The sequence below is a fragment of the Lujinxingia vulgaris genome (genome assembly GCF_007997015.1).
Classification (GTDB): domain Bacteria; phylum Myxococcota_A; class Bradymonadia; order Bradymonadales; family Bradymonadaceae; genus Lujinxingia; species Lujinxingia vulgaris.
In genome coordinates this window covers 663412-690193 of record NZ_VOSM01000001.1, presented here as the reverse complement: position 1 = coordinate 690193, position 26782 = coordinate 663412, and the positions used below count along the sequence as shown (strand labels likewise).

At 63.3% G+C, this 26782-nt stretch carries 24 protein-coding genes; 10 read left to right on the top strand and 14 right to left on the bottom strand.

Going from position 1 to position 26782, the window contains the following annotated elements; all coding sequences use genetic code 11:
• Positions 1 to 144 precede the first annotated feature (144 nt).
• The 4 genes from nuoF to FRC98_RS02770 form a co-directional block, all read right to left on the bottom strand.
• Positions 145 to 1446 carry an NADH-quinone oxidoreductase subunit NuoF gene (gene nuoF, locus FRC98_RS02785; RefSeq protein WP_146979956.1) on the bottom strand — a complete coding sequence of 434 codons (1302 nt, stop codon included), beginning with the start codon at positions 1444 to 1446 and terminating at the stop codon, positions 145 to 147.
• 93 nt (positions 1447 to 1539) lie between these two features.
• On the bottom strand, positions 1540 to 2070 hold the full coding sequence (locus FRC98_RS02780; RefSeq protein WP_146979769.1) for an NADH-quinone oxidoreductase subunit NuoE family protein: 531 nt from the start codon (positions 2068 to 2070) through the stop codon (positions 1540 to 1542).
• 118 nt (positions 2071 to 2188) lie between these two features.
• Complete coding sequence (locus tag FRC98_RS02775; RefSeq protein WP_230467203.1) at positions 2189 to 2674, bottom strand: GNAT family N-acetyltransferase; 486 nt, start codon at positions 2672 to 2674, stop codon at positions 2189 to 2191.
• A 32-nt stretch (positions 2675 to 2706) separates the two neighbouring features.
• The gene (locus tag FRC98_RS02770; protein WP_146979767.1) at positions 2707 to 3225 is read right to left on the bottom strand and encodes a hemerythrin domain-containing protein; all 519 of its coding nucleotides are present in this window, start codon (positions 3223 to 3225) and stop codon (positions 2707 to 2709) included.
• A 312-nt stretch (positions 3226 to 3537) separates the two neighbouring features.
• On the opposite strand from FRC98_RS02770, the gene FRC98_RS02765 reads away from it, so the two are divergent.
• The 3 genes from FRC98_RS02765 to FRC98_RS02755 all read left to right on the top strand — a co-directional run bounded on the left by FRC98_RS02765 (position 3538) and on the right by FRC98_RS02755 (position 6313).
• The gene (locus tag FRC98_RS02765) at positions 3538 to 4932 is read left to right on the top strand and encodes a zinc-regulated TonB-dependent outer membrane receptor (RefSeq protein WP_146979766.1); all 1395 of its coding nucleotides are present in this window, start codon (positions 3538 to 3540) and stop codon (positions 4930 to 4932) included.
• 62 nt (positions 4933 to 4994) lie between these two features.
• Positions 4995 to 5783, top strand: a complete 789-nt coding sequence (locus FRC98_RS02760) for a hypothetical protein (protein WP_146979765.1) — start codon at positions 4995 to 4997, stop codon at positions 5781 to 5783.
• An 86-nt stretch (positions 5784 to 5869) separates the two neighbouring features.
• Positions 5870 to 6313 carry a hypothetical protein gene (locus FRC98_RS02755; RefSeq protein WP_146979764.1) on the top strand — a complete coding sequence of 148 codons (444 nt, stop codon included), beginning with the start codon at positions 5870 to 5872 and terminating at the stop codon, positions 6311 to 6313.
• A gap of 14 nt (positions 6314 to 6327) precedes the next feature.
• On the opposite strand, the gene FRC98_RS02750 is transcribed toward FRC98_RS02755, so the two are convergent.
• Positions 6328 to 7614, bottom strand: coding sequence for a Glu/Leu/Phe/Val family dehydrogenase (locus FRC98_RS02750; RefSeq protein ID WP_146979763.1), 1287 nt, complete (start codon positions 7612 to 7614; stop codon positions 6328 to 6330).
• A 187-nt stretch (positions 7615 to 7801) separates the two neighbouring features.
• Here FRC98_RS02750 and FRC98_RS02745 point away from each other — a divergent pair, with 187 nt between their 5' ends.
• From FRC98_RS02745 to trxB, 5 genes are all read left to right on the top strand, one after another.
• Positions 7802 to 8986, top strand: a complete 1185-nt coding sequence (locus FRC98_RS02745) for an ATP-grasp domain-containing protein (protein WP_146979762.1) — start codon at positions 7802 to 7804, stop codon at positions 8984 to 8986.
• A gap of 68 nt (positions 8987 to 9054) precedes the next feature.
• Complete coding sequence (locus FRC98_RS02740) at positions 9055 to 9396, top strand: P-II family nitrogen regulator (RefSeq protein WP_115603038.1); 342 nt, start codon at positions 9055 to 9057, stop codon at positions 9394 to 9396.
• Between the two features lie 108 nt (positions 9397 to 9504).
• Positions 9505 to 10938: a type I glutamate--ammonia ligase gene (glnA, locus tag FRC98_RS02735; RefSeq protein ID WP_146979761.1), complete on the top strand. Its 1434-nt coding sequence runs from the start codon at positions 9505 to 9507 to the stop codon at positions 10936 to 10938.
• Between the two features lie 151 nt (positions 10939 to 11089).
• Entirely contained in the window at positions 11090 to 11674 is a 585-nt protein-coding gene (locus tag FRC98_RS02730; RefSeq protein ID WP_146979760.1) for a hypothetical protein, read from the top strand.
• Positions 11675 to 11757: 83 nt separating this feature from the next.
• Positions 11758 to 12741: a thioredoxin-disulfide reductase gene (gene trxB, locus FRC98_RS02725; protein WP_146979759.1), complete on the top strand. Its 984-nt coding sequence runs from the start codon at positions 11758 to 11760 to the stop codon at positions 12739 to 12741.
• 88 nt (positions 12742 to 12829) lie between these two features.
• Here trxB and FRC98_RS02720 read toward each other — a convergent pair whose 3' ends face one another.
• The 9 genes from FRC98_RS02720 to rimP form a co-directional block, all read right to left on the bottom strand.
• Entirely contained in the window at positions 12830 to 14950 is a 2121-nt protein-coding gene (locus FRC98_RS02720) for a Tex family protein (RefSeq protein WP_146979758.1), read from the bottom strand.
• Between the two features lie 63 nt (positions 14951 to 15013).
• Positions 15014 to 16066: a saccharopine dehydrogenase family protein gene (locus FRC98_RS02715; RefSeq protein WP_146979757.1), complete on the bottom strand. Its 1053-nt coding sequence runs from the start codon at positions 16064 to 16066 to the stop codon at positions 15014 to 15016.
• Positions 16067 to 16134: 68 nt separating this feature from the next.
• The gene (gene truB / locus FRC98_RS02710; protein WP_230467202.1) at positions 16135 to 17025 is read right to left on the bottom strand and encodes a tRNA pseudouridine(55) synthase TruB; all 891 of its coding nucleotides are present in this window, start codon (positions 17023 to 17025) and stop codon (positions 16135 to 16137) included.
• A 44-nt stretch (positions 17026 to 17069) separates the two neighbouring features.
• Positions 17070 to 18116 carry a DHH family phosphoesterase gene (locus FRC98_RS02705; protein ID WP_230467201.1) on the bottom strand — a complete coding sequence of 349 codons (1047 nt, stop codon included), beginning with the start codon at positions 18114 to 18116 and terminating at the stop codon, positions 17070 to 17072.
• Positions 18117 to 18170: 54 nt separating this feature from the next.
• Complete coding sequence (gene rbfA / locus FRC98_RS02700; protein WP_146979754.1) at positions 18171 to 18536, bottom strand: 30S ribosome-binding factor RbfA; 366 nt, start codon at positions 18534 to 18536, stop codon at positions 18171 to 18173.
• 41 nt (positions 18537 to 18577) lie between these two features.
• Complete coding sequence (gene infB, locus FRC98_RS02695; RefSeq protein WP_230467200.1) at positions 18578 to 21340, bottom strand: translation initiation factor IF-2; 2763 nt, start codon at positions 21338 to 21340, stop codon at positions 18578 to 18580.
• Between the two features lie 246 nt (positions 21341 to 21586).
• On the bottom strand, positions 21587 to 22153 hold the full coding sequence (locus tag FRC98_RS02690; RefSeq protein WP_230467199.1) for a DUF448 domain-containing protein: 567 nt from the start codon (positions 22151 to 22153) through the stop codon (positions 21587 to 21589).
• 68 nt (positions 22154 to 22221) lie between these two features.
• On the bottom strand, positions 22222 to 23949 hold the full coding sequence (gene nusA / locus FRC98_RS02685) for a transcription termination factor NusA (RefSeq protein WP_146979751.1): 1728 nt from the start codon (positions 23947 to 23949) through the stop codon (positions 22222 to 22224).
• Entirely contained in the window at positions 23946 to 24485 is a 540-nt protein-coding gene (rimP, locus tag FRC98_RS02680; RefSeq protein ID WP_146979750.1) for a ribosome maturation factor RimP, read from the bottom strand. Before rimP ends, nusA begins: the two co-directional genes overlap by 4 nt.
• Positions 24486 to 24988: 503 nt before the next feature.
• Here rimP and FRC98_RS02675 point away from each other — a divergent pair.
• Together FRC98_RS02675 and ccsA are read left to right on the top strand one after the other, a co-directional pair.
• Positions 24989 to 25828 (top strand): carbon-nitrogen hydrolase family protein, encoded by an 840-nt coding sequence (locus FRC98_RS02675; RefSeq protein WP_146979749.1) that lies wholly within the window; start codon positions 24989 to 24991, stop codon positions 25826 to 25828.
• 122 nt (positions 25829 to 25950) lie between these two features.
• The gene (ccsA, locus tag FRC98_RS02670; RefSeq protein ID WP_146979748.1) at positions 25951 to 26781 is read left to right on the top strand and encodes a cytochrome c biogenesis protein CcsA; all 831 of its coding nucleotides are present in this window, start codon (positions 25951 to 25953) and stop codon (positions 26779 to 26781) included.
• Position 26782 lies beyond the last annotated feature (1 nt).

The following is a 26782-nucleotide window of genomic DNA, read 5'->3' as shown; positions in this document are numbered from 1 at the left end:
GTACGCCCGTGACGGCCAACTTCGAAGCATTGGCAGAGCCTGCCGAAGTCGACCTCCATTTTGGAGGCCGGTGCAGGCGAAGGTCTGATAGCGCACTTTCTCAACGAGGTCAAAGCCCCAGACCGTGCGCTTGAGGGTTCAAAATTAGGCCGCTTCGCTGGAGCCCTTGCGGCGCTTCGACCAGGCCGGGAAGGAGCAGCAGCCCTCTTCGATGTGGCGCTCAAACTCCTCGCGGAACACCTGGACGTAGCTGCGCACGGGGATGGCGATCGAGTCACCGAGCGCGCAGATGGTGTTGCCCTCGATGTTTCCGCACATATCGAGCAGAAGATCGAGATCTTCCATACGCCCGCGCCCGGCCTCGATCTCGTCGAGAACCTTGGCCACCCAGCCGCTGCCTTCGCGGCAGGGCGTGCACTGACCACAGGACTCGTGGTGGTAGAAGTGCGCCAGACGCGCCGCCAGGCGCACCATGCAGGTGTCGGTGTCCATGAAGGTGATGCAGGCCGTTCCCATCGAGCTTCCGGCCTCGCGCATGGTCTCAAAACCCATCTGCGAGTCGAGCTTATCGGGGGTCATCACCGCGCAGGAGGAGCCGCCGGGGATGAACGCTTTGAGCTCGTGGCCCGGGAGCATGCCGCCGGCGTAATCTTCGAGAAGCTCACGCACAGTCACACCCGAGGGCGCCTCGTAGACACCGGGGCGAACCACCGGGCCGGACACACCGTAGAGCTTCGGGCCGCCGTTTTTCTCGACGCCCATCGACGCGAACCACTCCCCGCCCTTCTCGATGATCCAGGGGATCGAGGAGATCGTCTCGACGTTGTTCACGATGGTCGGGGCCTGGAAGGCACCGACAACCGCCGGAAAGGGCGGCTTCATGCGCGGCTGACCGCTCTTGCCTTCGAGCGCCTCAATGAGGCCGGTCTCTTCGCCGCAGATGTAGGCGCCGGCGCCCGGGTGCACGTAGAGATCAAAATCAAAGCCGGTGCCCAGGATGTTCTCGCCCAGGTACCCCTTGGCGTAGGCCTCTTTGATCGCGCCTTCCAGGCGACGGATCGCGCTCTGGAGCTCGCCGCGCACAAAGATATAGCCGTAACGGATCCCCAGCGCCCAGGCGGCGATGATGCAGCCTTCGATATGACGATGCGGATCGAGCTCCATCAGGTAGCGATCCTTAAACGTGCCCGGCTCGCCCTCATCGGCGTTGACCACCAGGTACTTGGGAAGATCGCTCTCCTTGGGCAAAAAGCTCCACTTGATGCCACAGGGGAAGCCGGCGCCACCGCGGCCGCGCAGGTTGGAGGTTTTGACCTCCTCGATGATCGTCTCCCCGTCCATTTTGAAGGCTTTGCGCATGGCCTGATAGCCCCCGTTGGCCTCGAAGACCTCCAGGGTGTGCGCGTTGGGGATGTCGAAATTACGGCTGAGGTACTTTTCCTGCATCATGACGTCTCTTCCCTTCAGGCTCGCGGGCGACCGTTAAAGGTGGCGGCGAGCTCCGTCTCAGTGCCGGCGGCTGCAAGGCAGTCGGGCGGCTCAGTGCATCTTACGAGGATCGGGCAGGCTGGCGAGCCGCGCGTTGAGCTGCTCGATGACCTGATTGACACGAGCCTCGTCCTCGAGGTTCTCGAAGTACTCGATCTCGCCATCGGAGTAGCTGACCTGGAACATCGGGGCGGTGCCACACGACGCCAGACATTCGGCCTCAGAGAGGGTGTAGGCGCCGTCATCGCGGGTCTCCCCGAGCTTGACGCCGAGCTTCTCTTCGAGCTGTTCAATGAGCTCGTAGCCGCCGCGAATGGCGCAGGAGAGCGTGGTGCACACCTGCACGTGGCACTTCCCGACGGGCGACTTGTTGTACATCGTGTAGAAGGTCGCCGCGTTGAGCACCTTGGTCGGGTGCACTTCAAGGCGCTCGGCGATGTAGTCCATCACCTCGACCGAAATCCAGCCAAACTCGCGCTGCGCCAGGTGCAGCACCGGCAACATCGCGGCCAGCGTGTTGGGATATCGAGAGACGAGCTCTTTGAACTCGGCGTCCGCTTTCTCAGAGAATTCAACTGCCATGATCTGACGACCTTTCCAAGTGGTGGCGAAAATCGGTGTGCAATTTGAGCACGCCTTTAGCCGGGGAAACCTAATTGCGGGGGCCGAGCGGTGTCAACTACACCGCGCCCTGATTTCGTTAGAGAAACTCCGCCGGGCCGAGCCGATAGTAGAAGCGTTCGCGCCCGAGGCGATAAAATCCCAGTGAACGGTAGAGGATCGAGGCCGGGGTGTTGCCCTGATACGCTTCCAGATCAATACCGCGGATGCCGTGAGCCTCGGCCCAATCAAGAACTTCTTCAACCAGGCGGCGGCCCAGGCGCCGGCGTCGCGCGGCTGGCGTGACATAGAGCTCCTCTATCCAGAGCGCGCGCCCGGCAAATTTCAGCGACCAGTGGAAGTTCGCCAGAACCACACCCACCGCGTCTTCGCCTTCTTTCAGACGGGCCACGTAGCAGACACATCGCGCCGGCTCAGCGTTAGCATCGGCGATCACCTCGCTGGCGAGCGCTTCCAGATCGTCGAGCGTGGTCTCCACGCCCAGATCGTTCATATCTTCCTGGAAAAGCCGCGCCAGCACGGGCGCATCCTCAGGCACAGGAAGCTCAATCACCTCATCAGACATCGCGTTCATACCTCGCAGAAAGCCCGCTCAGCTCAAATCTCGCGCATCTTCTCAAGGAGCGCACGGCGCTCATCGGCCGGGATCTTGGTCAGTACATCATCAAAGAGCGCGGTCTCTTCTTCGGTATGCTCCTCGATCATGCGGGCCATTGAGCGCACAACGTCGAGGATCACCGTGAGGTTACGCCCGATCTCTTCGGCCGACTTGCCCAGCTGCTCGTGAAGCCAGCGGGTGCGCTGTCCCATCAACTCATGCCCTTTGACCAGCGCTTCAATGCGGTCGGAGAGCACGGGAAAACGCTCCTCGATCTCCACAAAAAAGATCTCTTCTTCCTGATTGAAGTGCTCCAGCATGTCGTCGAGCGCGACTTCCATATCTTCGGAGGCCGACTCGATGAGCTCACGTTTGCGCTCAGCGCTGGTCTGCTCGGCGCCGATGCGTTCAAAGGTGCCGGCGAGGTCCTCAAACAGTCGGCGCAGGTGCACATGCTCGTGATGAACACGATCGATCAGGTCCGATGAGGCGTTCGATTTGGGGGAGTCGTGTTCCATGGCTGCTTCGCTCTCCGGTGCTGCGACAGGGCGGTGCGCCTTTCAATCGACGCGTAAGCGCCGGCAGGCGCGCGAAAGATAGCGACCGGATGCTAAAGGTGCAAGCCGGCGAGGCGCGCTTTCTGCCCGGTGCCTGGCGGGTTTATGAGGCGGGTGGGCCGGTCGAACATGCGACGCTCGCGACACCTATTGCAATAGATTTGCATCTGTGCAAGTTATCCTATCTGTGAGGGCCGTCCTCCTCTTGCTCCGATGCCGCCGCCTCATTCCCCTCGACGTCTTAACGTCCAAACGCATGCTCGAGCCCGCGCTATGATCCACGCTTCGCTTTCGCCGCCCCCTTGTCGGGCGCATCGCCCCCCTGCCCGGCTCTCGATGATCGTGGCGCTGGTGGGTGCGTTGACGCTCCCCCTCCCGGGACTCGCCAGCGCGCAGAGTTCGGCAGAGGAGGTTGAGTCAGAGCTCGAAGCGCTGGAGGCGGAGCTGGAGTCGTCGCCACCGCCGGAGCCGACCGACGAGGGTTCGTCGGATGAAGGCGTCGACGATGAGCTTGAGCGCCTGGAGTCGGAGCTCTCTGGCGAAGACGGCGCGTCAACTTCGCAGCAAGACACCGCGAAGCCCCCCGCGCGACGGGCCGAGGTGCCCGGTGCCGGCGTACTCGCCACGATGAATCCTGATATCTCGCTTATCGCCGACTTTGCCCTGGCCTGGTTCTCTCAGGAGCCCTCGCTGCTCGGCGGGCATGATGCCACCCAGACGGGATTTAATCTTCAGGGGTTGGAGTTGGGGCTGGCGGCCGGCATCGATCCTTACTGGCGTTTTGACAGTCACATTCTGCTCTCTCTCTACGGGCTGGAGGTCGAGGAGGCGTATGCCACGACCCTGGCGCTGCCCTGGGGGTTGCAGGCGAGGGCCGGGCAGTTTCTGACCAACTTCGGGCGCATCAACCCCACCCACCTCCATGCCTGGAACTTCACCACGCAACCGCTGGTCATCGGGAAGTTCTTTGGCGGCGAGGGCTTGAGGGGGCTCGGTGCAGAGGTCGGTGGGTTGTTGCCGCTTCCCTGGCTGGCGAGCTGGACACTCAGCGCGCAAAATATCGCCGGCGGTGCGACCGGGCGCAGTTTTCTGGCGTCCGACAGCGACATCACCTCGCTCACCGACCTGAGCGTCGCCTTCAGGCTGGAGCAATTCTGGGACATCGGGCAGCGCGGCGGGCTTTTGCTCGGTCTCAACGCGGTGAACGGGCCGAACAGCAGCGGGCGAGGCAACCGCACCGACATCTACGGGGTCGACCTTTTGCTCAAACGGACCACGACCGGCAGCCAGGGCCGCTCGGAGCTGGGGTGGCAAAGCGAGGTTATGGTGCGCCGTCGCCAGGATCCCGGAGCGCTCGACGCGCCCACGGGCACCGTGCTGCAGGACTGGGGCGGCTACACCGATCTCTATTACAGCCCGAACCTTCACTGGTCCTTCGCCACACGCTACGAGCGGGTGCACGGCGTCGCCAACGATCCTCTCGACCCCACCTGGGAAGATCCTCGCCAGCGCGCTTCTGTGAGCCTGAGTTACCTCCCGACGCATTTTAGCCGCCTTCGGCTTGAGTACGGCCTTGATCATCAACCTGAAGGCGCATCCCCGCTCACCCATATGGTCTTTTTGCAGCTCGATCTTGTCGCCGGCGCTCACGGCGCGCACGCCTACTGAGCTTGCCACATCCTACCCCGCCCCACCCACACCTCTCTTCCCTTTTTGCGAGGGCTCGCATCATGACATCCCGCATCTTCTCAGGCCGACTTCCCTTCGCTCTCATCGGCGTCGCCGCCCTGGCCATCGTGAGCAGCGCCGGATGCGCGTTTACCGATGGCGAGCCCTGGGGCTGGGTCGACGTGAGCGTTCAAAACGCCGGCCTCACCGACTCGCCATCCCCACATATCGAGGCTATCACCCTGGAGGTGACCTCGATTCGCCTTCTCAGTGAGGGCGGCGCGACGACTTCATCGGATTCATCTGAGGAGCTGGACCCGGCCAACCCGCCGCCGGGCTTTTCCTTATGCCACGGCGGCCACTGCCACGCCGATGACGGCCGTCTTGTGCCTTACGACGAGGTTCTTCAGGAGAGCGCCGGCGGCCCGCAGGTGGTCTCCGCACGCCCCCTCGACGCGACCCTGGACACTGACGATTCAGCGCAGGAGAGGCTTAAGGTGACCCGCCGGGGTGCGGTCACGCAGGTCGAGGTGGAGCTCGGCGCCCTGGAACTTCAAGGCGCATTGACCCACGAGGGGCAAACGCGGGCCTACCGGGCCAATGTCCCGGTGCGGGGGCTGCGCTTAAGCTCGCCGATCGACCTGCAATTCGATGCGTCCTCCCCCTTTGAGCAATGGCTGGATCTTCGTATCGGCCTGAACGAAGACATCGTCGAGGGGCTCGACCTCAGCGAGACCGAGGTCGAAGAGGACGGCACGGTGCGGATCACGAACACCCGAAATCGCGCCATCGCCGAGCAGCTTCTGGAGCGCGTGGCGCAACATCTGGCGTTGACCCCGTCTCCTTCGTGAACTTTGGCGCGGCGCGCCCGCGCCTAACTTCGAGAGCAGCGCATACACGGTGCGCTCTTCGCCCCCCGCGACCTCGGAGTTATGCGATGTGGTTCACCAGGGTTCAGCCGCCGGCGCGTTCCGGCTACATCTTTGTGAGCGTCTATCTGGCCGTCCATGCCCTGCTCTTTCTGGGGTTGACGGCGCTGGGCGTGGGCGTTGCGAGCGGCGCGCTCGACATCCCACTGGCGATCTCGCAGGTGCGCTTCGATCCGATCTTTTTCACCTCGGTGATGTTCGGGTTGACGCTGGCCTTCGGGATTGCAGCGGCGGTGCCTCTTCGCCCCTGGGCCTGGCAGTTCGTGCTCTCGGTGCTCGCGCTCTCCCTGGCGTTTCTCATCACGCTGCCGCTCTCGATCTTTGCCATCAGTGTGTGGTTGCGCGATGACATCAAGCGCCCCTTTGGGCTCAACGTTCAGGGGCCCGATGTGGCGCTACCGCCGGAGGATCGACGCGCACACCAGAGCGAGCCCCCGCCCGCGATCATGTAACGAAACAGCGAGGCTCAGAGCTCCGACTGATAATACTCGCGGGTCCCCTGCGCATGGAGCGCCTCATTGAGGTGTTTGAGGGCGACCAGGTAGGCGGCAACGCGCCAGGAGGTGCCGTGCTCCTCGCGCGCATCTCGCACGCGCTCAAACGCATCACGCATACGGGCATCGAGGCGCTCCACCACCTCATCCTCAGTCCAGCTCTCGCCGCGCCGATTTTGAACCCATTCAAAGTAGCTCACCGTCACTCCGCCGGCGTTGACCAGAATGCCGGGGAGCACGGAGATGTCGCGCTCCTCCAGCATCTGCGCCGCCTGTGTGGTCACCGGGCCGTTGGCGACCTCAAAGATGACGCGGGCGCGAATCGCATCGGCGTTCTCCTCGGTGATCTGATTCTCCAGCGCCGCGGGGATCAAAAAGTCCACGTCCAGCTCCAGGAGCTCTTCGTTGCTGATGCGCTCAAAGCGCGTGTCATCACAATCGCGCAGCGCGTAGGCATCGTAGACTCCGTTGGCCTCGTCGTGGGTCTTGTACTCGCGAAGCGCCGGCACATCGAGCCCCTCTCGATCACAGACCGCTCCTTTGGAGTCGCTCACGGCCACAACCTTATAACCGGCATCATAGAGTTGGGTTGCGAGCTCGGCGCCGGCGTTGCCAAAGCCCTGAATCGCCACGGTGGTCTGCTCCGGGCTGCGATCATGCTCGGCCATAAACGCGTCGATGACCATGAACGCACCGCTCGCTGTGGCTTTGTCGCGATGGCGAGAACCGCCCAGGGCGAGCGGCTTTCCGGTGATGACCGCCGGGACGTGGCGTCTCATGATCGTGGCGTACTGGTCGGCCATCCAACCCATGATCATCTCATTGGTGTAGACATCCGGGGCGGGAACATCGCGGTTGGGACCGATGAAGTCGGCGAACGCATCGATATATGCGCGGGAGAGACGCTCAAGCTCCATCTTCGAGAGCCCTTTAGGGTCGACGCGCACGCCTCCCTTAGCGCCGCCGAAAGGCAGATTGAGCAGCGCACACTTAAACGTCATCCAGAACGCCAGCGTCTGCACGTGATCGACATCAACCTCCGGATGAAAACGAAGCCCGCCCTTCCCGGGCCCCAGCGCCGTATTAAAGCGCACCCGGTAGGCCGGAAACACCTTGAGATGTCCGCTGTCCATGCGCACGGGCAGCGACATCTTCACGCTGGCGGTGGGATGACGAAGGCGTTCGATGACGTCTTCGCTCAAGTTCAATCGTTCGATGGCGGCGGCCAGGGCCTGACTTGCGTCTTCAAATAAGGTCATACCGAATCCGGACTAAGTTGCAGTGAACATCTGTTTCGGGGGGCGTGCTCGCAGAAGCTGCGCACCGAGCACAGGCCATCAAGCACAGGAGCCGAGAGATTACTGCCCCCTGGCGAGACTTTGCTTCCGCGGTGCCCGGCCCTATATTGCGCTGACTTTAGGACATGACCTGCGAGCCCGAGACGCGATGAACCTGGTGATGATCGGCTTTCGCCGCGACGCCCATGAGGCCGCCCTGACGCGCGGCTGGCGTGCCCATTTTCTGGTCGACAGTACACGCCAGCCCCCTCGAAGCGGGGTCTCCTGGGCCAGCATCGACCTCAACGGCGACATCGCGAGTTGGGAGGCGGCCGCGCGCCAGCTGGCCGCCGGCTCCACCATTGATGCGGTCATCGCTTCCGGCGAATCTGCAGTTGTCCCTGCCGCCCTGCTCCGCGAGCGCATGGGCATCAAGGGGATGAGCGTCGCCACCGCCCGGCGCTGCCACGACAAAGCGCTGATGAAAGACGCGCTCCTCGCCGCCGGCGTCCCCTGCGCGACGTACCGGACCATCAGCGCTTCGACGCGAGCCAACGACCTCCTGGAGAATCTGGGGCTCCCCCTGGTCATCAAGGCGCCGGACAGCTCCGGGGGGCGAGGAACTCATATCTGCAAAACCCGCGCTGAGGTCGAAGCCGCGCTCCGCCCCGGGTTGCTGGCCGAGGCCTTTGTGCCCGGCACCGAGTTCAGCGTTGAGAGTTTCGTGCATCGCGGCCAGGTGCGCTTTCTCAACGTCACAAGCTACCTGCGCCCGGGCTGGGCGAACATCGTGCCCGCCGACTTGCCAGAGGCGCGGGTGGAGGTCATCGCACAGCTCAACCGACAGACGATCGCGGCGCTGGGCGTGGAACAGGGCATGACGCACATGGAGTTTTTCGCCTCGGATCGCGGCGACATCGTCGGCGAGCTCGCCGCACGCCCTCCGGGGGGCGCGCTGATGGAGCTCATCGGAGACGCCTACGGTTTTGATGCCTGGCAGGCCTTTCTCGACATTGAGACCGGGCGCATCCCGCGCTTCCCTGGCGGCCATCGCCGCTATGAGGGCGTCTACTTTCTTCACCCGGGTGCCGGGCGCGTGCAGGCGGTGCGCGGACTTCGGCGCAGCCGCCAGCTGGCCCACATAAGCGCGGTGAGCTGCCGGGTGCAGCCCGGTGACACGATCGACGAGCGCGTCGGTGTCGGGCAGTCCGTCGGTCGCATTCGTGCCTCTGCATCGGACTACGCCAGCGTGGCTCACGCGCTCCTTGAAGCCCACAACCGCGTCGAGATCGAACTTGCCCCGCCGCAATGCGTGCCTACATCCCCTGAGCCGTCGCATGATTCGGGTGGATAATTTCCTGCCAATTCGCTAAGTAACGCGTTTTGGTGCCACGCCAACAACGGCTGCCCCCACAGGTCTCTATGAAGAAGATCGAAGCCATTATTAAGCCCTTTAAACTCGACGACGTGAAAGACCGTCTCGACGAGGCCGGCATCCACGGGATGACCGTCTCGGAGGTCAAAGGGTTTGGGCGAGGGGGAGGAAAAGCGCCGATTTATCCCGGCGCCGAATATATCGTCGATTTTGTGCCCCGCGTGAAAGTCGAGCTGGTCGTTCCCGACGAGCTTGTACACAGCGCGATTGAGGCCATCACCGACGCCTCGCGAACCGGCCACGTCGGCGACGGCAAGATCTTTGTCCTGCCCGTCGACGAGGCCATCCGTATTCGCACTGGCGAGTCCGGTCCGGACGCGCTCTCGTAAGCCTGAATCGATGTTCGCCGCGCGCGCCCCCAGCGCTGTGTGGCGATCGTATTATGTCCTGGGGAGTTCTTTTGCGTTGATCGCGCACCCAACCGAAAAAGGATCATCATGACCACCGCAACGCCCATCAATTCGATCAAAGATGCGATTGATTTCGCCAAGGACAACAACGCCGTGATGGCGGACCTGAAGTTCATGGACTTTCTGGGGACCTGGCAGCACCTGACGATTCCGGCCCACCGCATCTCCGAGGATCTTTTCGAAGAGGGCCTGGGCATCGACGGCAGCTCGCTGCGTGCCTGGCAGCCGATTCAGGCCTCCGACATGCAGGTGCGCCCCGACCACACCACCGCGCGCATGGATCCTTTCTGCCGCGAGCCCACGGTCAGCTTCATCTGCAACGTCTTCGATCCCATCACCGGCCAGCCCTACAGCCGTGATCCGCGCTACATTGCCCAGAAGGCCGAGAACTACCTCAAGACCACCGGCATCGCCGACACCGCCTATTTCGGCCCCGAGGCCGAGTTCTTCATCTTCGACGACATCCGCTACAGCACCGCCACCCAGCACTCCTTCTACAAGGTCGACTCGGTGGAAGGCGCCTGGAACACCGGCCGCGACGAAGGCCCCAACCTCGGCTACAAGCCGGCGCACAAGGGGGGTTACTTCCCGGTCGCGCCCAACGACAGTCTCCACGATCTGCGTACCGAGATGTCGCTGGTGCTCGAGGCCTGCGGCATCGAGGTCGATGTGCACCACCACGAGGTGGCCACCGGCGGGCAGAGCGAGATCGGCATTCGCTTCAACAGCCTGGTGCGCATGGCCGATGATCTTCAGTGGTTCAAGTACGTGGTCAAGAATGTGGCGCGTCGCCACAACAAGACGGTCACGTTTATGCCCAAGCCCCTCCACGGAGACAACGGCTCGGGGATGCACACCCACATGAGCCTGTGGAAGGGAAGCCAGCCCCTCTTCGCCGGTGAAGGGTATGCCGGGATGAGTGAGACCGGCCTTCAGTTCATCGCCGGCATCCTGCATCACGCCCGCGCGCTCATCGCGCTGACCAACCCGACGACCAACTCGTTTAAGCGTCTGGTCCCGGGCTATGAGGCGCCGATTCGTCTGGCCTACTCCAGCCGTAACCGCTCGGCGGCGGTGCGTATCCCGACCTACGCCTCCAGCCCCAAAGCGCGTCGTATGGAGTTCCGTACCCCGGACGCTTCCTCCAACGGCTATCTGGCCTTCGCCGCGATGCTGATGGCTGGCCTTGACGGCATCGAAAAGCAGATGGATCCGGGCGCCCCGCTCGACAAAGACATCTACAACCTTCCGCCCGAAGAGCTCGCCAAGGTGCCCAGCGCCCCGGCGAACCTGGAAGAAGCGCTGGTCGCGCTGGCCGAAGATCACGAGTTCCTGCTGCGCGGCGACGTCTTCACCGAAGACGCCATCGAGGCCTGGATCACCTACAAGATGGAGAAAGAAGTCCATCCTGCGAACCTCCACCCCACCCCGCTGGAGTTCGCGATGTACTACGACGTTTGATGTAACGTCATGAGCGCGGGCCCGCAGGCGGGCCCGCGCTCCAGCCCCCCTCCTTATCATCCCCCTCCAGGAAGATGCCGGCGCACTCGCCGGTTGGCCCGGTGTTAGCCGCGTCGGCGCGGTGCCACGCTTCCTTATGGAAAGAGCTTCGATGATCCTCCCTCGCCAGCTGACTCTGTTGACCCTTGCGTTTGCGCTGCTCCTCGGCATCACGGGTTGCGAGGGCTGCAGCAATGAGCCCGCCGCCCAGCCGGCCTGGCGAGTCACCGGTGAACGAGCGCCGTATGCGCTGACCTTTCCGGCCGAGTGGATCGCGGAGCCCCCCCAGAGCATCAACCCCCACGCCGAGGTGGCTGCAAGTCTCGACGATGCGCTCTTTTTGATGGTCATCCCTCAAAAATTGCCCACCTTCCCCACCCCCGATGTGCACCAACTGCAGCGCCTGGGCATGGAGACCCTCGACCGCTCCGTCGACAACCTTATCATCGACCGCCAGAGCCCGATCCGCCTGGGCGGCGTCGAGGGCCTCTCGGTCATTGCGCGCGGCGAGCTCCACGGCGACCCGGTGCGCTACATCAACGCCTACCTGGTTCACCAGGGCTATGGCTATCAGATCATTGCTTTTGCCAGCGACGAGCACAGCGAAGCGCTCATCGCTCAGGTCGACCTCATCCTGGCCTCCTGGGAGAACATCTCCCCTCCGGCCGCCGATACACCACCAGGCTCTACCCCCTGAGGCGATCGACGTATCGCCGGCTGCCTCACTGAGCGGGGCCGGCCCCACCCCTGTTGTAACCCGCAGTCCAACGGAGAAAGACGATGCCTGAACTCAAGAAAGAACTCTACGACGTGACCATCATGGGGAGTGGCCCGGCCGGTCTCACCGCCGCCATCTACTCCGCCCGCGCCAACCTGGAGCCGGTGCTCTTTGAAGGCCCCCAGCCCGGCGGTCAGCTCACCATCACCACCGACGTGGAGAACTACCCGGGCTTTCCCGAAGGCGTCATGGGGCCGGAGCTTATGGAGCGTATGCGCAGCCAGGCGATGCGCTTCGGACTGGAGAACCACATCGCGCTGATCACCGACGTCGACACCTCCAAGCGCCCCTTTAAGGTCACGCTTGATGACGGCACGGTTTTTCACACCCGCACCATGATCATCTCCTCCGGCGCCTCTGCGCGCCTGCTGGGGCTGGAGTCGGAGAGCGAGCTGATGGGCTACGGCGTCTCCACCTGCGCCACCTGCGACGGCTACTTCTTCCGCGACCAGGAGATCGTGGTCGTCGGCGGCGGCGACTCGGCCTGTGAAGAGGCCAACTTCCTGACCAAGTTCGCCTCCAAGGTCACGCTGGTGCACCGCCGCGATGAGCTGCGCGCATCGAAGATCATGCAGGATCGCGTGCTCGCCAACCCCAAGGTCGAGATGCTCTGGAACAGCGAAGTTCAGGAGGTTCTGGGCACCCGCGAGTCCGGCGTGACCGGCATCAAGGTCTACAACAACCAGACCGAAGAGGTCAGCGAGCTGGCCTGTACCGGCGTCTTCGTGGCCATTGGTCACACTCCGAACACCGCCGTGTTTAAGGGGCAGCTCAAGACCAACGAGAGCGGCTACATCATCACCCAGGACGGCTCCACCGCCACCAGCGTGCCGGGCATCTTCGCCTGCGGTGACGTGCAAGACTTCACCTACCGCCAGGCCATCACCGCGGCCGGCTCGGGCTGCATGGGTGCCATCGACGCGGAGCGCTTCCTGGAGAGCGAACACGTGATCGAAGAGCGCCGCACCGAAGACTGGGACGCCTGATTCCCACGCAAAATCAATCACTTAAAAACTCGCCGACCTCCAGGTCGGCGAGTTTTTTTGTTCGTATTTTGCCCCCGTCCAGGCCAAATTAGCGGGCGGCCTGTTTCATCGAGAGGCCAATGCGACCGCGATCCTTATCGATCGACACGATGGCCACACGCACCCGATCGCCCACCCCCACCACATCGTAGGGATTCTTGATGTAGCGATCGGCCATCTCGCTGACGTGCACGAGTCCGTCTTGCTTCACACCGATATCGACGAACGCACCGAAGTCGACCACGTTGCGCACCGTACCCTCGAGCACCATGCCTTCGCGAAGATCATTGACGTTGAGCACATCGCTGCGCAGCTTCGGCGGATCGAGCTCGTCGCGGGGGTCGCGACCCGGTTGCACCAGCGCGTTGAGCACATCTTGAAGGGTCATGGCGCCGGCTCCGTGTTTTTCAGCGATGGCGCGTAGCTCCCCGGAGCGCTCCAGGGCGTCGAGCGCCGACTTCAGCCCGGCGTCACCCAACGCCTTTCCGGCTCGCTTGAGGATATCGCGGGCCAGGGGGTAGCTCTCGGGGTGAATCCCGGTGTTGTCGAGCGGCTCTTTTCCGTCGCGGATACGCAGAAACCCGGCGCATTGCTCATAGGTCTTCGACCCCAGCCCGCGCACGTCTTTGACGGCCGCGCGGGACGCGAAGGGACCGTTGGCGTCACGATGCGCCACGATGCGTTTGGAGAGCGTCGGCCCGATGCCCGCCACGCGCGCCAGCAGGGGTTGTGAGGCGGAGTTCAGATCCACGCCTACCGCGTTGACCACATCTTCGACCACGGCGTCGAGCTCCTGGCTGAGCGCGTTCTGGTTGACGTCATGCTGGTACATGCCCACGCCGATGCTCTTCGGATCGATCTTCACAAGCTCGGCCAGGGGATCCTGAATACGGCGCGCGATGGACACTGCCCCACGCACGCTCACATCCAGGTCCGGGAACTCCGCGCGCGCCACGTCCGAGGCGCTGTAGACGCTGGCGCCGGCCTCATCGACGATGGCGTAATGCACGCCCTGCTTGCCGCGCAGGCCCTGGGCGACGAGTTCCTCGGTCTCCCGACTTCCGGTCCCGTTGCCGATGGCCACAACCTGCACGCCGTGCTTGTGCACCATCGCCGCCACGATGTCGGGCACATCGCGTTTGCGTCCGTCGTGCACGTACATGTGCCCGGTGTCGATCAGGCGCCCGGTGGCGTCGACCACAGCGAGTTTGCAGCCGGTGCGCAGCCCGGGATCGACGCCCAGGACCACGCGGCCGGCCAGGGGCGGCTGCAAGAGCAGGTTCTTCAGGTTCAGCGCAAAGACGCCAATGGCGTGTTTATCGGCCTGCTCCTCAAGATCGCCACGCACATCGCGCTCCAGCGAGGGGTGCAGCAGACGACCGAACCCGTCACGAATCGCCTCGCTGTAGTGTTTGCGGGCCACCCCACCCACCTTAACGCGATGGCCGATGATCCAATCCACAAGCCGCTCCTCGGGCACCTCAACCCCGGCGCTCAAGACCTTCTCCTTCTCGCCGCGTCGAATCGCCAGCACCTGGTGCGGCCGCATCTTCTCGACCGGCGTGGAGAACTCAAAGTACATCTTGTACTTCGGGTCCTCTTCACCGCCGCGGCGACGCTTGCTCATCAGCTTGCCCGAACGGCGCATGGCGTCGCGCACATAGGAGCGGACGGTGGCATCATCGGCCATCGCCTCCGCGAGAATATCGCGGGCACCGGCGATGACGTCGTCGTCGGTGGCAAAGTCTTCACAGCGGAACTTCGACGCGAGTCGCGACGGATCTTCTCCGCGCTCGATGGCTTCGGCCACCGGGCCCAGACCGGCTTCCAGGGCGCGGGTGGCGCGGGTCTGGCGTTTGGGTCGGTAGGGGGCGTAGAGGTCTTCGAGCTCCGAGAGTGTAGAGGCGGCGAGCAAGGCGGATCGGAGCTGGGAGGTCAACGCGCCCTGCTCTTCGATCGACGCGAGGATCGTCGCACGACGATCTTCGGTCTGCCGGATCTGCTCACTGAGGCGCGCCACATCGCGGATCTGAACCTCATCGAGCCCCCCGGTGCGCTCTTTGCGGTAACGCGCGATAAAGGGGACGGTGTTGCCTTCATCAAGCAGCGCGAGCGTACCTCGCACCTGATCTTCGCGAACTCCCAACTCTCGAGCAATACGAGTTTCCATAACTTCCTTTATCACCATCGATTTTTTGAAACACAGATGTCGTTTCGAGGTCGATCGCTTCGCTCAGAGCAGGCGCCGCACACCCACAGCAGCGAGAAACGTGTTCACGTCGAACACCGCCGCTGGTGAGGTCACCCCGACCTTCACAGGCCCCTCATCCACCGTACGGCTGACACACTCGGCCGCGATGCGCACGCTCGTCGCATACACATCTTCGCCGGTCAACATCGCATAGGGTTCGGAGCTTTTGGGGTCGAAAGCAATGACCAGATATTCGCCCACCGACGGGTCGCTCTCATCGCCCTGCTCGACGATGCGGTCGGCGACGGGCCTCAACGCCCGAACGACCGAGGGCAACACGCCGGAGAGGGTCGCGAGGATCCGCACCACGGCCTCCCCCGTGACCACGCAGCTCTCCACGCGTGAGACACCACCGCGCGGCGGCACAAGGATCGCCTCGGCACCGGGAATCCACACGCCCTTTCGGTGATGCCCCCCGGGAAAGGGAACATCAAAAAGGCGATGTGCCGCGCGATGTTGCTCCAGCTTGCCATCCACAAAACTATAGCCCCCCTCGCCAAGCGCATGCACAAAGGTCTTTCGCGCCCCCTGGCTGAGTTTGATCTCACGCACCGCGTAGCAGATCACGATGCGAGAGGCCGCCTTCACAAGCGCGATCTCGGCGGCGAAATCTCCCAGCGCGTATTCGATGGCGCAGGCCGGCATCACCACAAGCCCGCACTCCCGCGCCGGCCGATCGATGTGGTCCCACATCCAGTGAACCTGAGATTGCTCCCCGGCCATATCGAAGATGTGCACGCCCTCATCGAGGGCAGCCTGGACCAGCGCCCGGGTCTTATTGCCCAGAGGCCCGGCACAGTTCACCAGCGCGGTGCAGCCCCGCAGCGCTCCACGAAGACCGGCCTCATCGCTGAGGCGCGCCTGTCGCACCGAGAGCGCTGTAAACCCGTCGGCGCGCAGCTCCTCCTCGAGTTCTTCGAGGCGCCCGAGGTCGCGACCGATCAGACGCAGCGAACGTCCGCCCTCACAGAGCGCTCGGGAGAGCATGCGGCCCACAAAACCGCTCGCACCATAGATCGCAATGATCGGGTCCACCTCACACACCTCACTACAAAAGCACGAACCCGCCGAGGATGGGGCACACGCCGGGTTCCAGGAGGGGCCTAAATCAGCACACGCCGCGGTGCCAGGCGACTTCCCTGCGGGTCGTGACTCTCTTTGCGAGCCATGATCGCGACGAGCTCGTCGTTGGCATCAATCACCGCGATGGGCGCATCCATCGGAAGTTCAGGTGCCACCAGGATGGTCTGCCCGAACCCCACCGCGCGGCGCTGCTCGTCATCGATGTGAACCTGGTCCAGGCTCCCGACCATACGCGCCGGCGAGAGCACCTTCTCCCAGAAGTTCTCCTCGCTGAGTTCGTCCAGGCGATAGGCCTGCTCAAGATCGAACTCGCCAACCGAGATGCGACGGATGCTGCGGGTATGGGCGACGCTGCCCACCGCTTTTCCAAGGTCGCGCACCAGCGCTCGCACGTAGGTCCCCGAGCCGCATCGAACCCGCATCGAAACGTGCGGCGGCTCAAAGCTCATGAGCTCCAGTTCAAAGATCTCGATCGGGCGCGCCTCAAGGTGAACCTCCTCGCCGGCACGCGCCAGAGCGTGGGCCCGCTTCCCGTCGACTTTAAGCGCCGAGTAGATGGGCGGGACCTGCTGGATGGTTCCCAGAAAACCGGCCATCGCCTCTTCGAAGGCCTCGCGCGTCACATGCTCCCAGCCGGCCACCTCGATCACCTCGCCAGAGGCATCTTCGGTGTCAGTGGCGCTCCCGAGCACCATCTCAAAGGCGTAAACCTTCTCGTCGAGGGTCAGGAAGTTGGCGAGTTTGGTGCAGCGCCCGAGCACGACGCCCATCAGCCCGGTGGCGTCCGGGTCGAGCGTGCCGGTGTGGCCGACCTTGCGGGTGCCTGCCAACCTGCGCACCCGACGCACCACGTCGAAGCTCGTCATGCCGGCGTCTTTGTCGATCAGGATCAAGCCGTCCTGGCTTTGCATGCGTACAACTCCACGTGGATCGCCGCTGGCGAGGCACAAGGGTATTAAGGGGACTCGGGCTGGTCGAGCATCTCGACGAGCGCGGCGACGAGGCGACTCTCGACCTCGCCAGGGGTGCCGCTGATGCGGCATCCGGCGGCGTTATGATGCCCACCGCCACCGAACTTCTCGGCCAGCGCGGAGACATCGACCTTGCCGCGCGAGCGGAACGAGACTCGCCAGGTGTCGTCCTCGGCCTCCCGAAGTTGGGTGGCCACTTCCACGCCGCGAATCGAGCGGGCGTAGTTGATAAACCCGTCGGTGAGGTCTTCGTCGGAGTTCAGCCCTTCGAGCATCGCATCTTCGACACGCAAAAACGCGAGTCGACCACACTCCGAGACATTGAGCGTGGCCAACACCCGGCAGAGAAGCTCCAGACGCTCGCGCGGCTGATCTTCGTAGATATGGCTGGTCATATGCCAGGGATCGGCGCCGGCCTCAACCAGCTCACCGGCCACGCGAAACGCGGTCTGGCTGGTGTTGGAGTACCGGAAGCTGCCGGTGTCGGTCATCATGCAGCAGTAGAGGTTCTGCGCGATCTCCGAGCTCAACTGCCCGTAGCGGCGCACCAGCCGATAGATCAACTCGCCGGTCGACGCCGCGCTCACGTCACGCACATACGTGGTGGCGAAGTTCGGATCCCAGGTTTTGTGGTGATCGACCACCGCGATCGTTGTGCCCCACGCGCCCTGAGGGAACCCCTCACCCAGGCGACCGGGCTCGGCGCAGTCCAGCATCACCGTGACCTCCGGCTGCTCCGAGGGAGCGTCGGTGATCCAACGATCGGCGCCGGGAAGAAAGCGGAAGTTGTAGGGGACCGGATCGACGTTGAAGAAGGTGACGTCTTTTCCGAGCTGCTCCAGAAGCAGCCCCATCGCCAGTGTAGAGCCCACCGCATCACCATCGGGGTAGGCATGCGCAACCACCAGAAAGCGCTGGTGATTGTCGAGGAGCTCTGCAAACGCGTCGATCTGCGCTTCGAGCTCAGGGCTCGTCGGAATAACAACCGGCGCTGTGGCAGCGCCCGACGGATGGTGTGTCTCCGCACTCATGACCACAATCTCCATTCAGGCGCCGCGCACATCGCGGGCATGCATTCATTTAGCTCACGTCTCAGTGCCCCTGGGGAGCTTTGAGAGGAGTTCATCCATTGCGCGCCCGCGCATCACCGCCTCGTCGAACTTGAAGGTAAGGCGAGGCACAAACTGCAGGCGAAGCTGCTCGCCAATGGAGCGCTGGGCGAAACCGGCGAAGCGCTCCAGGGCCGGCTCTACGCCGTCCTCGGGCTCTTCACCGTCGAGCATGATGAAGTAAACCTTCGCGTACCGAAGATCCGGGCTCATCTCCACCGCCGTGACCTGCACCAGCTGAAGGCGCGGGTCGTCGGCGTCGGTGAGCAGCAGCCCCGCGATAACTTCGTGGAGCTGCTGCCCGACCCGTTCGGTGCGTTTGTAGCTGCGTTTTTGTTTCATGGTGTTCTCCGGCTACCCGTAACTGAGGTGACGTGCCTACCTCAATCGAAGGTCGCCTTGACCTCTTCGAGTTCGAAGACTTCCACAACGTCACCAACTTTGATGTCGTTGTAGTTTTCAATGCTCAGACCGCATTCAAAGCCCGTCTTGACCTCTTTGGCGTCATCCTTGAAGCGACGCAGCGAACCGACCGTCGACTCGTAAATGACCCGTTCGCCGCGGAGCAGGCGAGCCCTGGCGTTGCGGCGGACGATCCCGTCGGTGACGTACACACCGGCGATCGTACCGATCTTCGGCGCGCTGAAGGTCTCGCGGACCTCGGCGTGACCCAGGACCTTCTCCTGAACGATCGGAGAGAGGAGCCCTTCGAGAATGCCGCGCACCTGCTCGATGGCGTCGTAGATGATGCTGTGGGTGAGGATCTGTACGCCGTACTTCTCGGCGACCTCGGCGGCCCGGTTGTCCGGACGCACGTTGAAGCCCACGATCACCGCGCCGGCATCCGAAGAGGCCGCAAGGTTGACGTCGTTCTCGGTGATGCCACCGACACCGGTGTGAATGATCTTGGTGCGAACCTCATCATTACCGAGCTTGCCGAAGGCCTCCTTGATGGCCTCGACCGAGCCCTGCACATCACCCTTGAGGATGACCTTAAGGGTCTTCATCTCACCGCGGGCGATCATCGCCGAGAGATCTTCGAGGCTACCGGCCGACTCCTTGGCGCGGCTGGCCATGACCTCTTTACGACGCTGCTCGGCGACGTTCTCGGTGATGCGCTTGGCGTCACGCTCTTCGGTCACCACAAAGAAAGGTTCGCCGGCTTCGGGGATACCGCTCAGACCGGTGATCTCGACGGGCTGACTGGGGCCGGCCTTGTCGATGGTCTGGGCGCGGTCGTTGTGCATGGTACGCACGCGGCCGTAGTAGCGACCGCTGACCAGGATATCACCGCGGTTGAGCGTACCGCGCTGCACGAGCACGGTGGCCACCGGACCGCGTCCGATGTCGAGTTCGGCTTCGATCACGATACCCTGAGCGTCGCGATCGGGGCGGGCTTTGAGCTCCTGGAGCTCGGCCTGAAGCGAGATCGCTTCGAGCAGCCCGTCGATATTGAGCTTCTCAAGGGCGCTGACCTCCACAAAGAGGGTGCTTCCGCCCCACTCTTCCGGGATGAGATTGTACTCGGTCAGCGCGGTCTTAACGCGGTCGGGGTTGGCGCCGGGCTTATCGATCTTGTTGATCGCGACGATGATCGGCACCTCGGCGGCGCGGGCGTGGTTAATCGCCTCAACCGTCTGCGGCATCACACCGTCATCGGCGGCGACGACCAGGACCACGATATCGGTGGCCTTGGCACCACGTGCACGAAGCGCGGTGAACGCCTCGTGACCCGGGGTATCCAGGAAGGTCACCATACCGGCAGTGGTCTCCACCATGTAGGCGCCGATATGCTGAGTGATGCCACCGGCTTCGCCGCTGGTCACCGAAGAAGCGCGCACCGCATCGAGGAGCGAGGTCTTCCCGTGGTCGACGTGACCCATGACGGTGACGACCGGAGCGCGACGCTCGAGGGTCTCCTCCTCATCGGGGTTCGTGTCATAGAAGTTCGCGATATCGAAGGCGACGTTCTCAACGGTGTAGTCGAACTCATCGGCAATCAACGCGGCGGTCTCGAAGTCCAGGGTGGTGTTCACCGTGGCCATCATGCCGCTCTCAATGAGCTTCATGGCGACCTGTGCGGCCTTGATGCCCATGGAGTGCGCGAGGTCACCGACCGAGATGACGTCCTCGATACGGATCACGCGCTTGTGCTCGGCTGCCTGGGTGATCTCGGTCTTCTGCGTCTTTTTGGCCCGACCGCGGCTGCGACCACGCGATGCTCCGCGACGGCTGCGACGCGACTTCGGTCCGTAAAGATCCGATCCTTCCACCACGCGCTTGGTGCGGCCACGGCGACGGCTGCTCGAGGAGCGCGAACCGCCTCCTCCGCTGGGACGCCGCGAGGGGCCCGGGGTGAAGTCTTTGTTTTCAGCAGCGAGTCGGTCCTTGAGGACGCTCTCGCTGATGCGACCGAGCACCTTGGCGCCACCCTTGGGGTTACGCGGCGGCGGACGACGAACCGGGGGAGCCACCGGTGCTGCGGGCGTCTCCGCCCCGTCGGCAGCTTCTTCACCGGCGTCGCTCTTCGCTTCGGCGGCAGGCTCTTCGGCGGCCGGTTCTTCGGCAGCGGGAGCCTCTTCGGCCGGAGCCTCCTCTTCGGCGGCAGCGGCGACCTCTTCGGTCTCCTCGGCCGGCTCGGCGACATCCGCGCTCTCTTCGGCTTCAGCGGCCGGAGCTTCTTCGGCGGCGACCTCTTCGACCGAAGCCTCTTCGGCAGCGGGCTCTTCGGTGGCAGGCGCCTCTTCGGCCTCCACCTCTTCGGGCGCCTCGGCCTCAACCTCGGGCTCTTCGGCGCTCTCTTCGACCTCGTCGGCCGTCTCTACCTTACGGCGGCGACGCACCGTCGGGCGAACCACCTCGACCTCAGTCTCGGTGCTCTCCTCGGTGGACTCTTCCTCCTCGGTCGCGGCCTTACGGCGGCGCCGAACCACCGGGGCGGCCGGAGCGGCCTCCACCTTCTCTTCGGCGGGCTCTTCGGCCTTCTTCGAGCTCTTCTTCTTGCTCGACTTGGTGGCCTTCTTCCTGGGCGCCTCGGCTTTCTTGCCGCCGAGCGCGGCCTTGATCGAGTCGATCTCCGGCGGATTAAGCACCGTCATGTAGTTATTGACGGAGAATCCCAGGTCGAGCTCGTTAATCTTGGACACCAGTTCTTGCTTATTGATCTCTAGCTCTTGGGCTAGCTCATATACGCGTTGCTGCTTAGGCATATCGTCTCCACTCTGTCCGTCGGTGTTTGATGACGCTCCGCGCGGACAGTCTTCTTTCTCGTCGCGATCGTCGGCTTTCTTGACCATCTATCGCCTTCTCGAGCGCTTACTACCACAAAGAGAAGGCCCTTCAAAACGCAGGCACCCTCACCGGCTGGCGAGGATCCGCGACGTGTTCAATCACTATGTTTTCGAAGTCGCACTGAGCGCCTCCAAACTCTTCCAATGCTTCAAGATTCGCTCGGCGTGGGGGCCGGCTTCAACGCCGATCACCGAGACGTAGGCCTCGCCCTTTGCCATCTGGCCCAGCTCATCGCCGGTCCAGAGTTCGATCACGTCCATGCCCTTGCGCTGCGCGTTGGTGGCGAACTTGGTGCGGGTGCTCTCACCGGCGTCGCTGGCGAGGATGAGCACGACAAGGGTGTCGTTGCGCATCGCCTCCTTGACGAAGGTCTGCCCCGGGGTGGTGGCGCGGGCCCGCAACGCGATCTGCAGCGCCTCATCGAGGCGGCGGCGCGCGCCGCTGCGAACTTGTTCCAGCAGCTCAGAGAGCGCGGGAAGCTCGACGCGACGCTTGAGCGAGCGTTGAAACCCGCCGCGCTCAAGCGCCTTCTGCAGACATTGCGGATCAGCGTGAACCCACACCCCGCGGCCGGGAGCTTTGCGTCGTATGTCGTGGATCAACCCGTGACCCTCAACATAGACAAAACGCTCCCAACCCGCGGGCTCCGCGACCTCCCGACACCCCACGCAGGTGCGCTGCGGGGTGTGGGGAAGATCGGGGTTTTGTTCACCTGGTGCTGTGTGCTTACCGACGTTCAGGCGTCCTCCTCATCATCACTCTTGGTGGCTTCCGCCGGCTGTGCTGCTTCATCGCCGGCGGTGGCCGGTTGTTCTTCTTGTGTTTCGGTGGCCTCGGCCTCGTCAGTCGACTCGGCGCCTTCGGCCTGCGCTGCCTTAAACTCGGCACGACGCGCCTCGAAGGCTTCGTCGTCGAGCTCCAGCTCGCGCTTGAGGTGATCTTCAGCGGCGCTGAGGATCTGCTTAGCCTTCTTGACGTTTTTGCCCAGGCCGGCGGCCTCCGCCAGCTTGCTGGCGTCTTCGGCAAACGCGATATGCTCCACGGTGATGTAGCCCGAGTCGTGAAGCGAGGCGGCGACCTTGGTACCCACGCCGCGGATCTCTTCGAGCGCCTTACGCTCGTAGTCCGCCTCGGTCATCGCCTCCGGCGAGCCGGGGGCGGGACGCGCGAGGATCTCGGCGGCGGCCGCAATGATACGCGCGGCCGACTCGGCGTTGAGTCCCGGGATCTGCGCAAGCTCGGGAGCGGCGGCGTGCGCCATATGCTCGAGCTTGTTGTATCCAAGCGTGAAAAGCGTATCGACCATATCCTCGGTGATCCCCTCAAACTCCAGCAGCTGCGCACGCGACTCGGCCATCATGTTCTTGAGTCGGGTCTCGCTGATGATGTCGAGGTTCCAGCCGGTGAGCTGAGCGGCCAGACGCACGTTCTGTCCGCCGCGACCGATCGCCAGGCTGAGCTGATCGTCGGGGACGATAAGCTCCATGGTCATGTTCGACTCGTCGATCAAGACCTTGGCGACCTCCGCCGGGCTGATGGCGTTGCACACGAAGCGGGCGGTGTCTTCGACGTAAGGCACAATGTCGATCTTCTCACCGCGCAGCTCCTGGACCACAGCCTGAACGCGCGAGCCCCGCATACCAACGCAGGCGCCGACCGGATCGACATCGCTGTCACGGCTGTAGACGGCCACCTTGGTACGCACACCCGGCTCACGGGCCACGGCCACAATGCGCACCGCGCCTTCGTGAATCTCCGGAACCTCCTGTTCAAACAGCTTGAGCAGAAGCATGGGATCGGCACGCGTTAAGACAACCTGCGGATCGCGACTGGATTTCTGAACTTCTTTGATCATCGCCTGAAGGCGGTCGCCCGGGCGGTAGCTCTCACGCGGGGTCTGCTCGCGGCGCGGCAGGATCGCGTCGGTGCGACCCAGGTCCACGATGATGTTGCCCTTCTCAAAGCGGCGCACCCGACCGATGACCATGTCACCGACGGTGTCTTTGTACTCATCGTAGATGATGTCGCGCTCGGCCTCGCGCACGCGCTGAATGATGACCTGCTTGGCAGTCTGCGCGGCGATGCGGCCGAAGGTGGAGTTGTACGAGTCGAGCTTGAGCAGCTTGCCGTAGCGCTTGTCCTGCGCCTTGGCCTTCTCTTTGTCGTCTTCGCGGTAGAAGATCTGGAAGAGGAGCTCATCGCCAGGCTCGGCTTCAAAGCCCGCCTCGCGCACCTCCTCAACGGAGACCTCGCGGTAGGGGTTCTCCACGTCATCACTCACCGTGATGATCTGGAAGAGCTGCACCTCCCCGCTCTCTTCGTTGTATTCGGCTTCGATCTCGCGCTGCGCGCCGTAGGTTCGGCGCGCGGCCGTCAAGATGGCCGCCTCAAGGGTCTCCACAAGGATCGATTTATCGATCCCTTTGGTCCTTCCGACCTCTTCGATGACACTGTTGAGATTCATCGCTGCTTCGCTCCTGAAAAGTCGAACGTCAACTTCGCCCGGCTCACCCCGCTCAGGGGGATGGTGACCGTGGCGCCGTCCATCTCGAGGGTCAGCGTGTCGTCCTCAAAAGACGTCAGCCGCCCGACTACCTTGTTCTGTCCATCGATCTGCTCGCGAACCACAAGCTCAACCTCGCGATCGACCGCTTTTTCATAATGCGCAGGTTTGGTGAGCTTGCGCTCAACGCCCGGGCTGGAGACTTCCAGCACGTAACGCTCCGGGACACGCTCATCGGCGTCGAGCAACGCCTCGACATAGCGGCTGACACGGGCGCACTCCTCGACGGCCACGCCGGTGCCGGGCTCGGCCTCGGGGCGGTCCACAAAGATCTGCACCGACCAGCCGCCAGCGCTGCTGGTGACCACGTCGTAAAGTTCCAGCTCATGCACCTCTGCGGCCTCGTGCGCCCAGGCCTCAATCGCCTCGGCGATCTCATTGCTCAGGGGCAACGCCGGCGCTTTGGCGCGTCGCTCTTTTCGTCGTTTCTTACCCACGTGTCCTCGGCCTTACCTGTGTTCAAACTCATCGCTGTGACGGGACGCTAACCCCGGGCCTGAAAAATAAAAAAAGCGGGCTTGGAGGGCCCACTTTCGCTCAGCGCCGCGAAATGTAGCGAGACGCCAGATGATCCTTACTTTACCTGACGTCGCCCGAGGAGAGACCTGACAAAAACTGAACACACTCTCAGGCTTCTCCCTGCCAGCTCTATCCCGATGAACTGACAACCCGGCGCGCTTCTTCCAACTGATTCCAACTGAAGTGCCCGCCGCGGGCCGATGTAGTAAACAAGGGCCACGAATCTGTCAAGGTCCAGTCTGCCTCAGGCCCCCCACTCGCCGCTTTCGTCGCCGCGGTTGAACGCGGAATCCCCGGTGGGCAGCGCGACGTTGACAGCCATGCGTTCGCTCACGATGTTTCGACCGCCCGGCCCTAACGGCATGCGACGCCGGCAGAAGATGCAGCTTATCGACGATGTTCTCTCGCAAAGGACCCTTTTATGCGCGTTGCCCTCGCTCAGATCGCCTCAACTCGCGACATCGAAGCCAACCTGAAGACCTGCCAGAAGTTGGCGGAAGACGCCGCAGAGCAAGGCGCAGGCTGGGTGATCTTTCCGGAATGCGCACCTTTCCTGGGGCCGGATCGCGACAAACTCCCCATCGCCGAGCCACTGGATGGGCCGCAGATTCAGACCTTTCGGAAGATGGCGCGGGAGCTGGGCGTCTACCTCACCGTGGGCAGCTTCGCAGAGACCTCCCCCGACCCCGGCCGCACCTTTAATACCCAGGTTCACCTGAGCCCTGCCGGCGACATCGCGGCGGTCTACCGCAAGATCCACCTCTTTGACGCGAAGGTCGACGGGGATCTCACGCTGATGGAGTCGCAGAGCGTGATGGGCGGCCGAGAGCTTGTGCTGACCGATGTCGCGTTGGGCGAGGATCAGGCGCGTGTGGGGCTGACCATCTGCTACGATCTTCGCTTCCCCGAGATCTACCGGGAGCTCGCACTGCGGGGCGCGGAAATGTTGACGGTCCCCTCGGCGTTCACGCTGCCGACAGGCCGCGCTCACTGGCATACCCTGCTGCGGGCCCGCGCCATCGAGAATCAATGCTTCGTGCTGGCGCCCAACCAGTGGGGCCACCATTACGGGAGCCGCGCTTCCTTTGGAAACTCCGTCATCTACGATCCCTGGGGCGATTGCCTGGGATGCCTCGAAGAGGGCAACGGCGTGGTGGTGGCGGATCTCAACCTGGAGCGTCAACGCGAGATTCGCACGAGCATGCCGGTGCTCACGCATCAACGTCTGGGACTGAGCGCTCCAGACGCACACGAGGTTTGACCCGCCGCCCCGGGCGGACTATCAGTGCCCGCGGAGGTCGTCCTTAAGGGGAGCGAGGTTTTCTCTGCTCCTTTATCACTCACCCCTGACCGCCCCTCTGATGTCTGCCGTAGAGGCCCCGCATGTTGCAGGTCTTCCAACTCATTGAGATTGCGCTCCCGCTGGCCTACATGGCCATCTTCGCGCTTTATGTGCGCCGCTTTGTCGCGCGTAAAGATCGCGGGGATCAGCGCTTCTGGGGCTCACCGCTGCTCTACGGCACGCTGGGCACGCATGTGGCGTATCTGGCGCTGCGAGGGGTGGAGCTCAACCATTTCCCGGTGTCATCGAAGGGAGAGTTTCTCTCACTTCTGGCGTTGGCCATCGGTCTGATTTATGCGCTGACGGAACGTCGCCATGGCGAGCCCAACACCGGGGCTTTCTTTGTGGGGCTGTCGGCCATCGCGCAGACGTGGTCCTCGCTGATCATCGATCCGAACACCGCGCATCCGCTTTTGCACGAGCACCCGGTCTACGGGGTGCACGTGATCTTCATCCTCTCGGGTTTTGTCTCTCTGGCCATCAGCGCGATCTACGCCTTGATGTATGTGTTGCTCGCCAGGCAGCTCAAAAGCCGCGAGTTGGGCGCGCTCTTTCGCCGCCTGCCCCCCTTAAACACGCTCGAGAACATGAGCCGTCTGGCCACACTCGCCGGCATTGTGCTCTTAGGGCTGGGCCTTTTTTCGGGGCATTTTGTCGCGATCTACGTTCTGGACGACTTTAGCTTGCTCGACCCCAAGATCGTCATTACTTACGTCGCCTGGGCGGCCTACGCGGTGGCCTTTATCTGGGCGAAGCTGCGTAAACTCTCGGGGCTGCGCATGGGCTACCTCTCGCTCGGGGGCTACCTGGCGCTGATCGCGTCGATGGTGCTCGTCAACACCTTCTTTAGCTCCTTCCACACCTTCCAATAGC

Bases quoted from the DNA above. Each gene is read 5' to 3' on its own strand.
- nusA (WP_146979751.1), bottom strand. From the start codon at position 23,949: ATGAATCTCAACAGTGTCATCGAAGAGGTCGGAAGGACCAAAGGGATC.
- nuoF (WP_146979956.1), bottom strand. From the start codon at position 1,446: ATGCAGGAAAAGTACCTCAGCCGTAATTTCGACATCCCCAACGCGCAC.
- ccsA (WP_146979748.1), top strand. From the start codon at position 25,951: ATGTTGCAGGTCTTCCAACTCATTGAGATTGCGCTCCCGCTGGCCTAC.
- FRC98_RS02675 (WP_146979749.1), top strand. From the start codon at position 24,989: ATGCGCGTTGCCCTCGCTCAGATCGCCTCAACTCGCGACATCGAAGCC.
- FRC98_RS02780 (WP_146979769.1), bottom strand. From the start codon at position 2,070: ATGGCAGTTGAATTCTCTGAGAAAGCGGACGCCGAGTTCAAAGAGCTC.
- FRC98_RS02730 (WP_146979760.1), top strand. From the start codon at position 11,090: ATGATCCTCCCTCGCCAGCTGACTCTGTTGACCCTTGCGTTTGCGCTG.
- rbfA (WP_146979754.1), bottom strand. From the start codon at position 18,536: ATGAAACAAAAACGCAGCTACAAACGCACCGAACGGGTCGGGCAGCAG.
- FRC98_RS02745 (WP_146979762.1), top strand. From the start codon at position 7,802: ATGAACCTGGTGATGATCGGCTTTCGCCGCGACGCCCATGAGGCCGCC.
- FRC98_RS02740 (WP_115603038.1), top strand. From the start codon at position 9,055: ATGAAGAAGATCGAAGCCATTATTAAGCCCTTTAAACTCGACGACGTG.
- FRC98_RS02755 (WP_146979764.1), top strand. From the start codon at position 5,870: ATGTGGTTCACCAGGGTTCAGCCGCCGGCGCGTTCCGGCTACATCTTT.
- FRC98_RS02770 (WP_146979767.1), bottom strand. From the start codon at position 3,225: ATGGAACACGACTCCCCCAAATCGAACGCCTCATCGGACCTGATCGAT.
- FRC98_RS02765 (WP_146979766.1), top strand. From the start codon at position 3,538: ATGATCCACGCTTCGCTTTCGCCGCCCCCTTGTCGGGCGCATCGCCCC.
- glnA (WP_146979761.1), top strand. From the start codon at position 9,505: ATGACCACCGCAACGCCCATCAATTCGATCAAAGATGCGATTGATTTC.
- FRC98_RS02750 (WP_146979763.1), bottom strand. From the start codon at position 7,614: ATGACCTTATTTGAAGACGCAAGTCAGGCCCTGGCCGCCGCCATCGAA.
- FRC98_RS02775 (WP_230467203.1), bottom strand. From the start codon at position 2,674: ATGTCTGATGAGGTGATTGAGCTTCCTGTGCCTGAGGATGCGCCCGTG.
- FRC98_RS02720 (WP_146979758.1), bottom strand. From the start codon at position 14,950: ATGGAAACTCGTATTGCTCGAGAGTTGGGAGTTCGCGAAGATCAGGTG.
- FRC98_RS02760 (WP_146979765.1), top strand. From the start codon at position 4,995: ATGACATCCCGCATCTTCTCAGGCCGACTTCCCTTCGCTCTCATCGGC.
- trxB (WP_146979759.1), top strand. From the start codon at position 11,758: ATGCCTGAACTCAAGAAAGAACTCTACGACGTGACCATCATGGGGAGT.
- FRC98_RS02705 (WP_230467201.1), bottom strand. From the start codon at position 18,116: ATGAGTGCGGAGACACACCATCCGTCGGGCGCTGCCACAGCGCCGGTT.
- truB (WP_230467202.1), bottom strand. From the start codon at position 17,025: ATGCAAAGCCAGGACGGCTTGATCCTGATCGACAAAGACGCCGGCATG.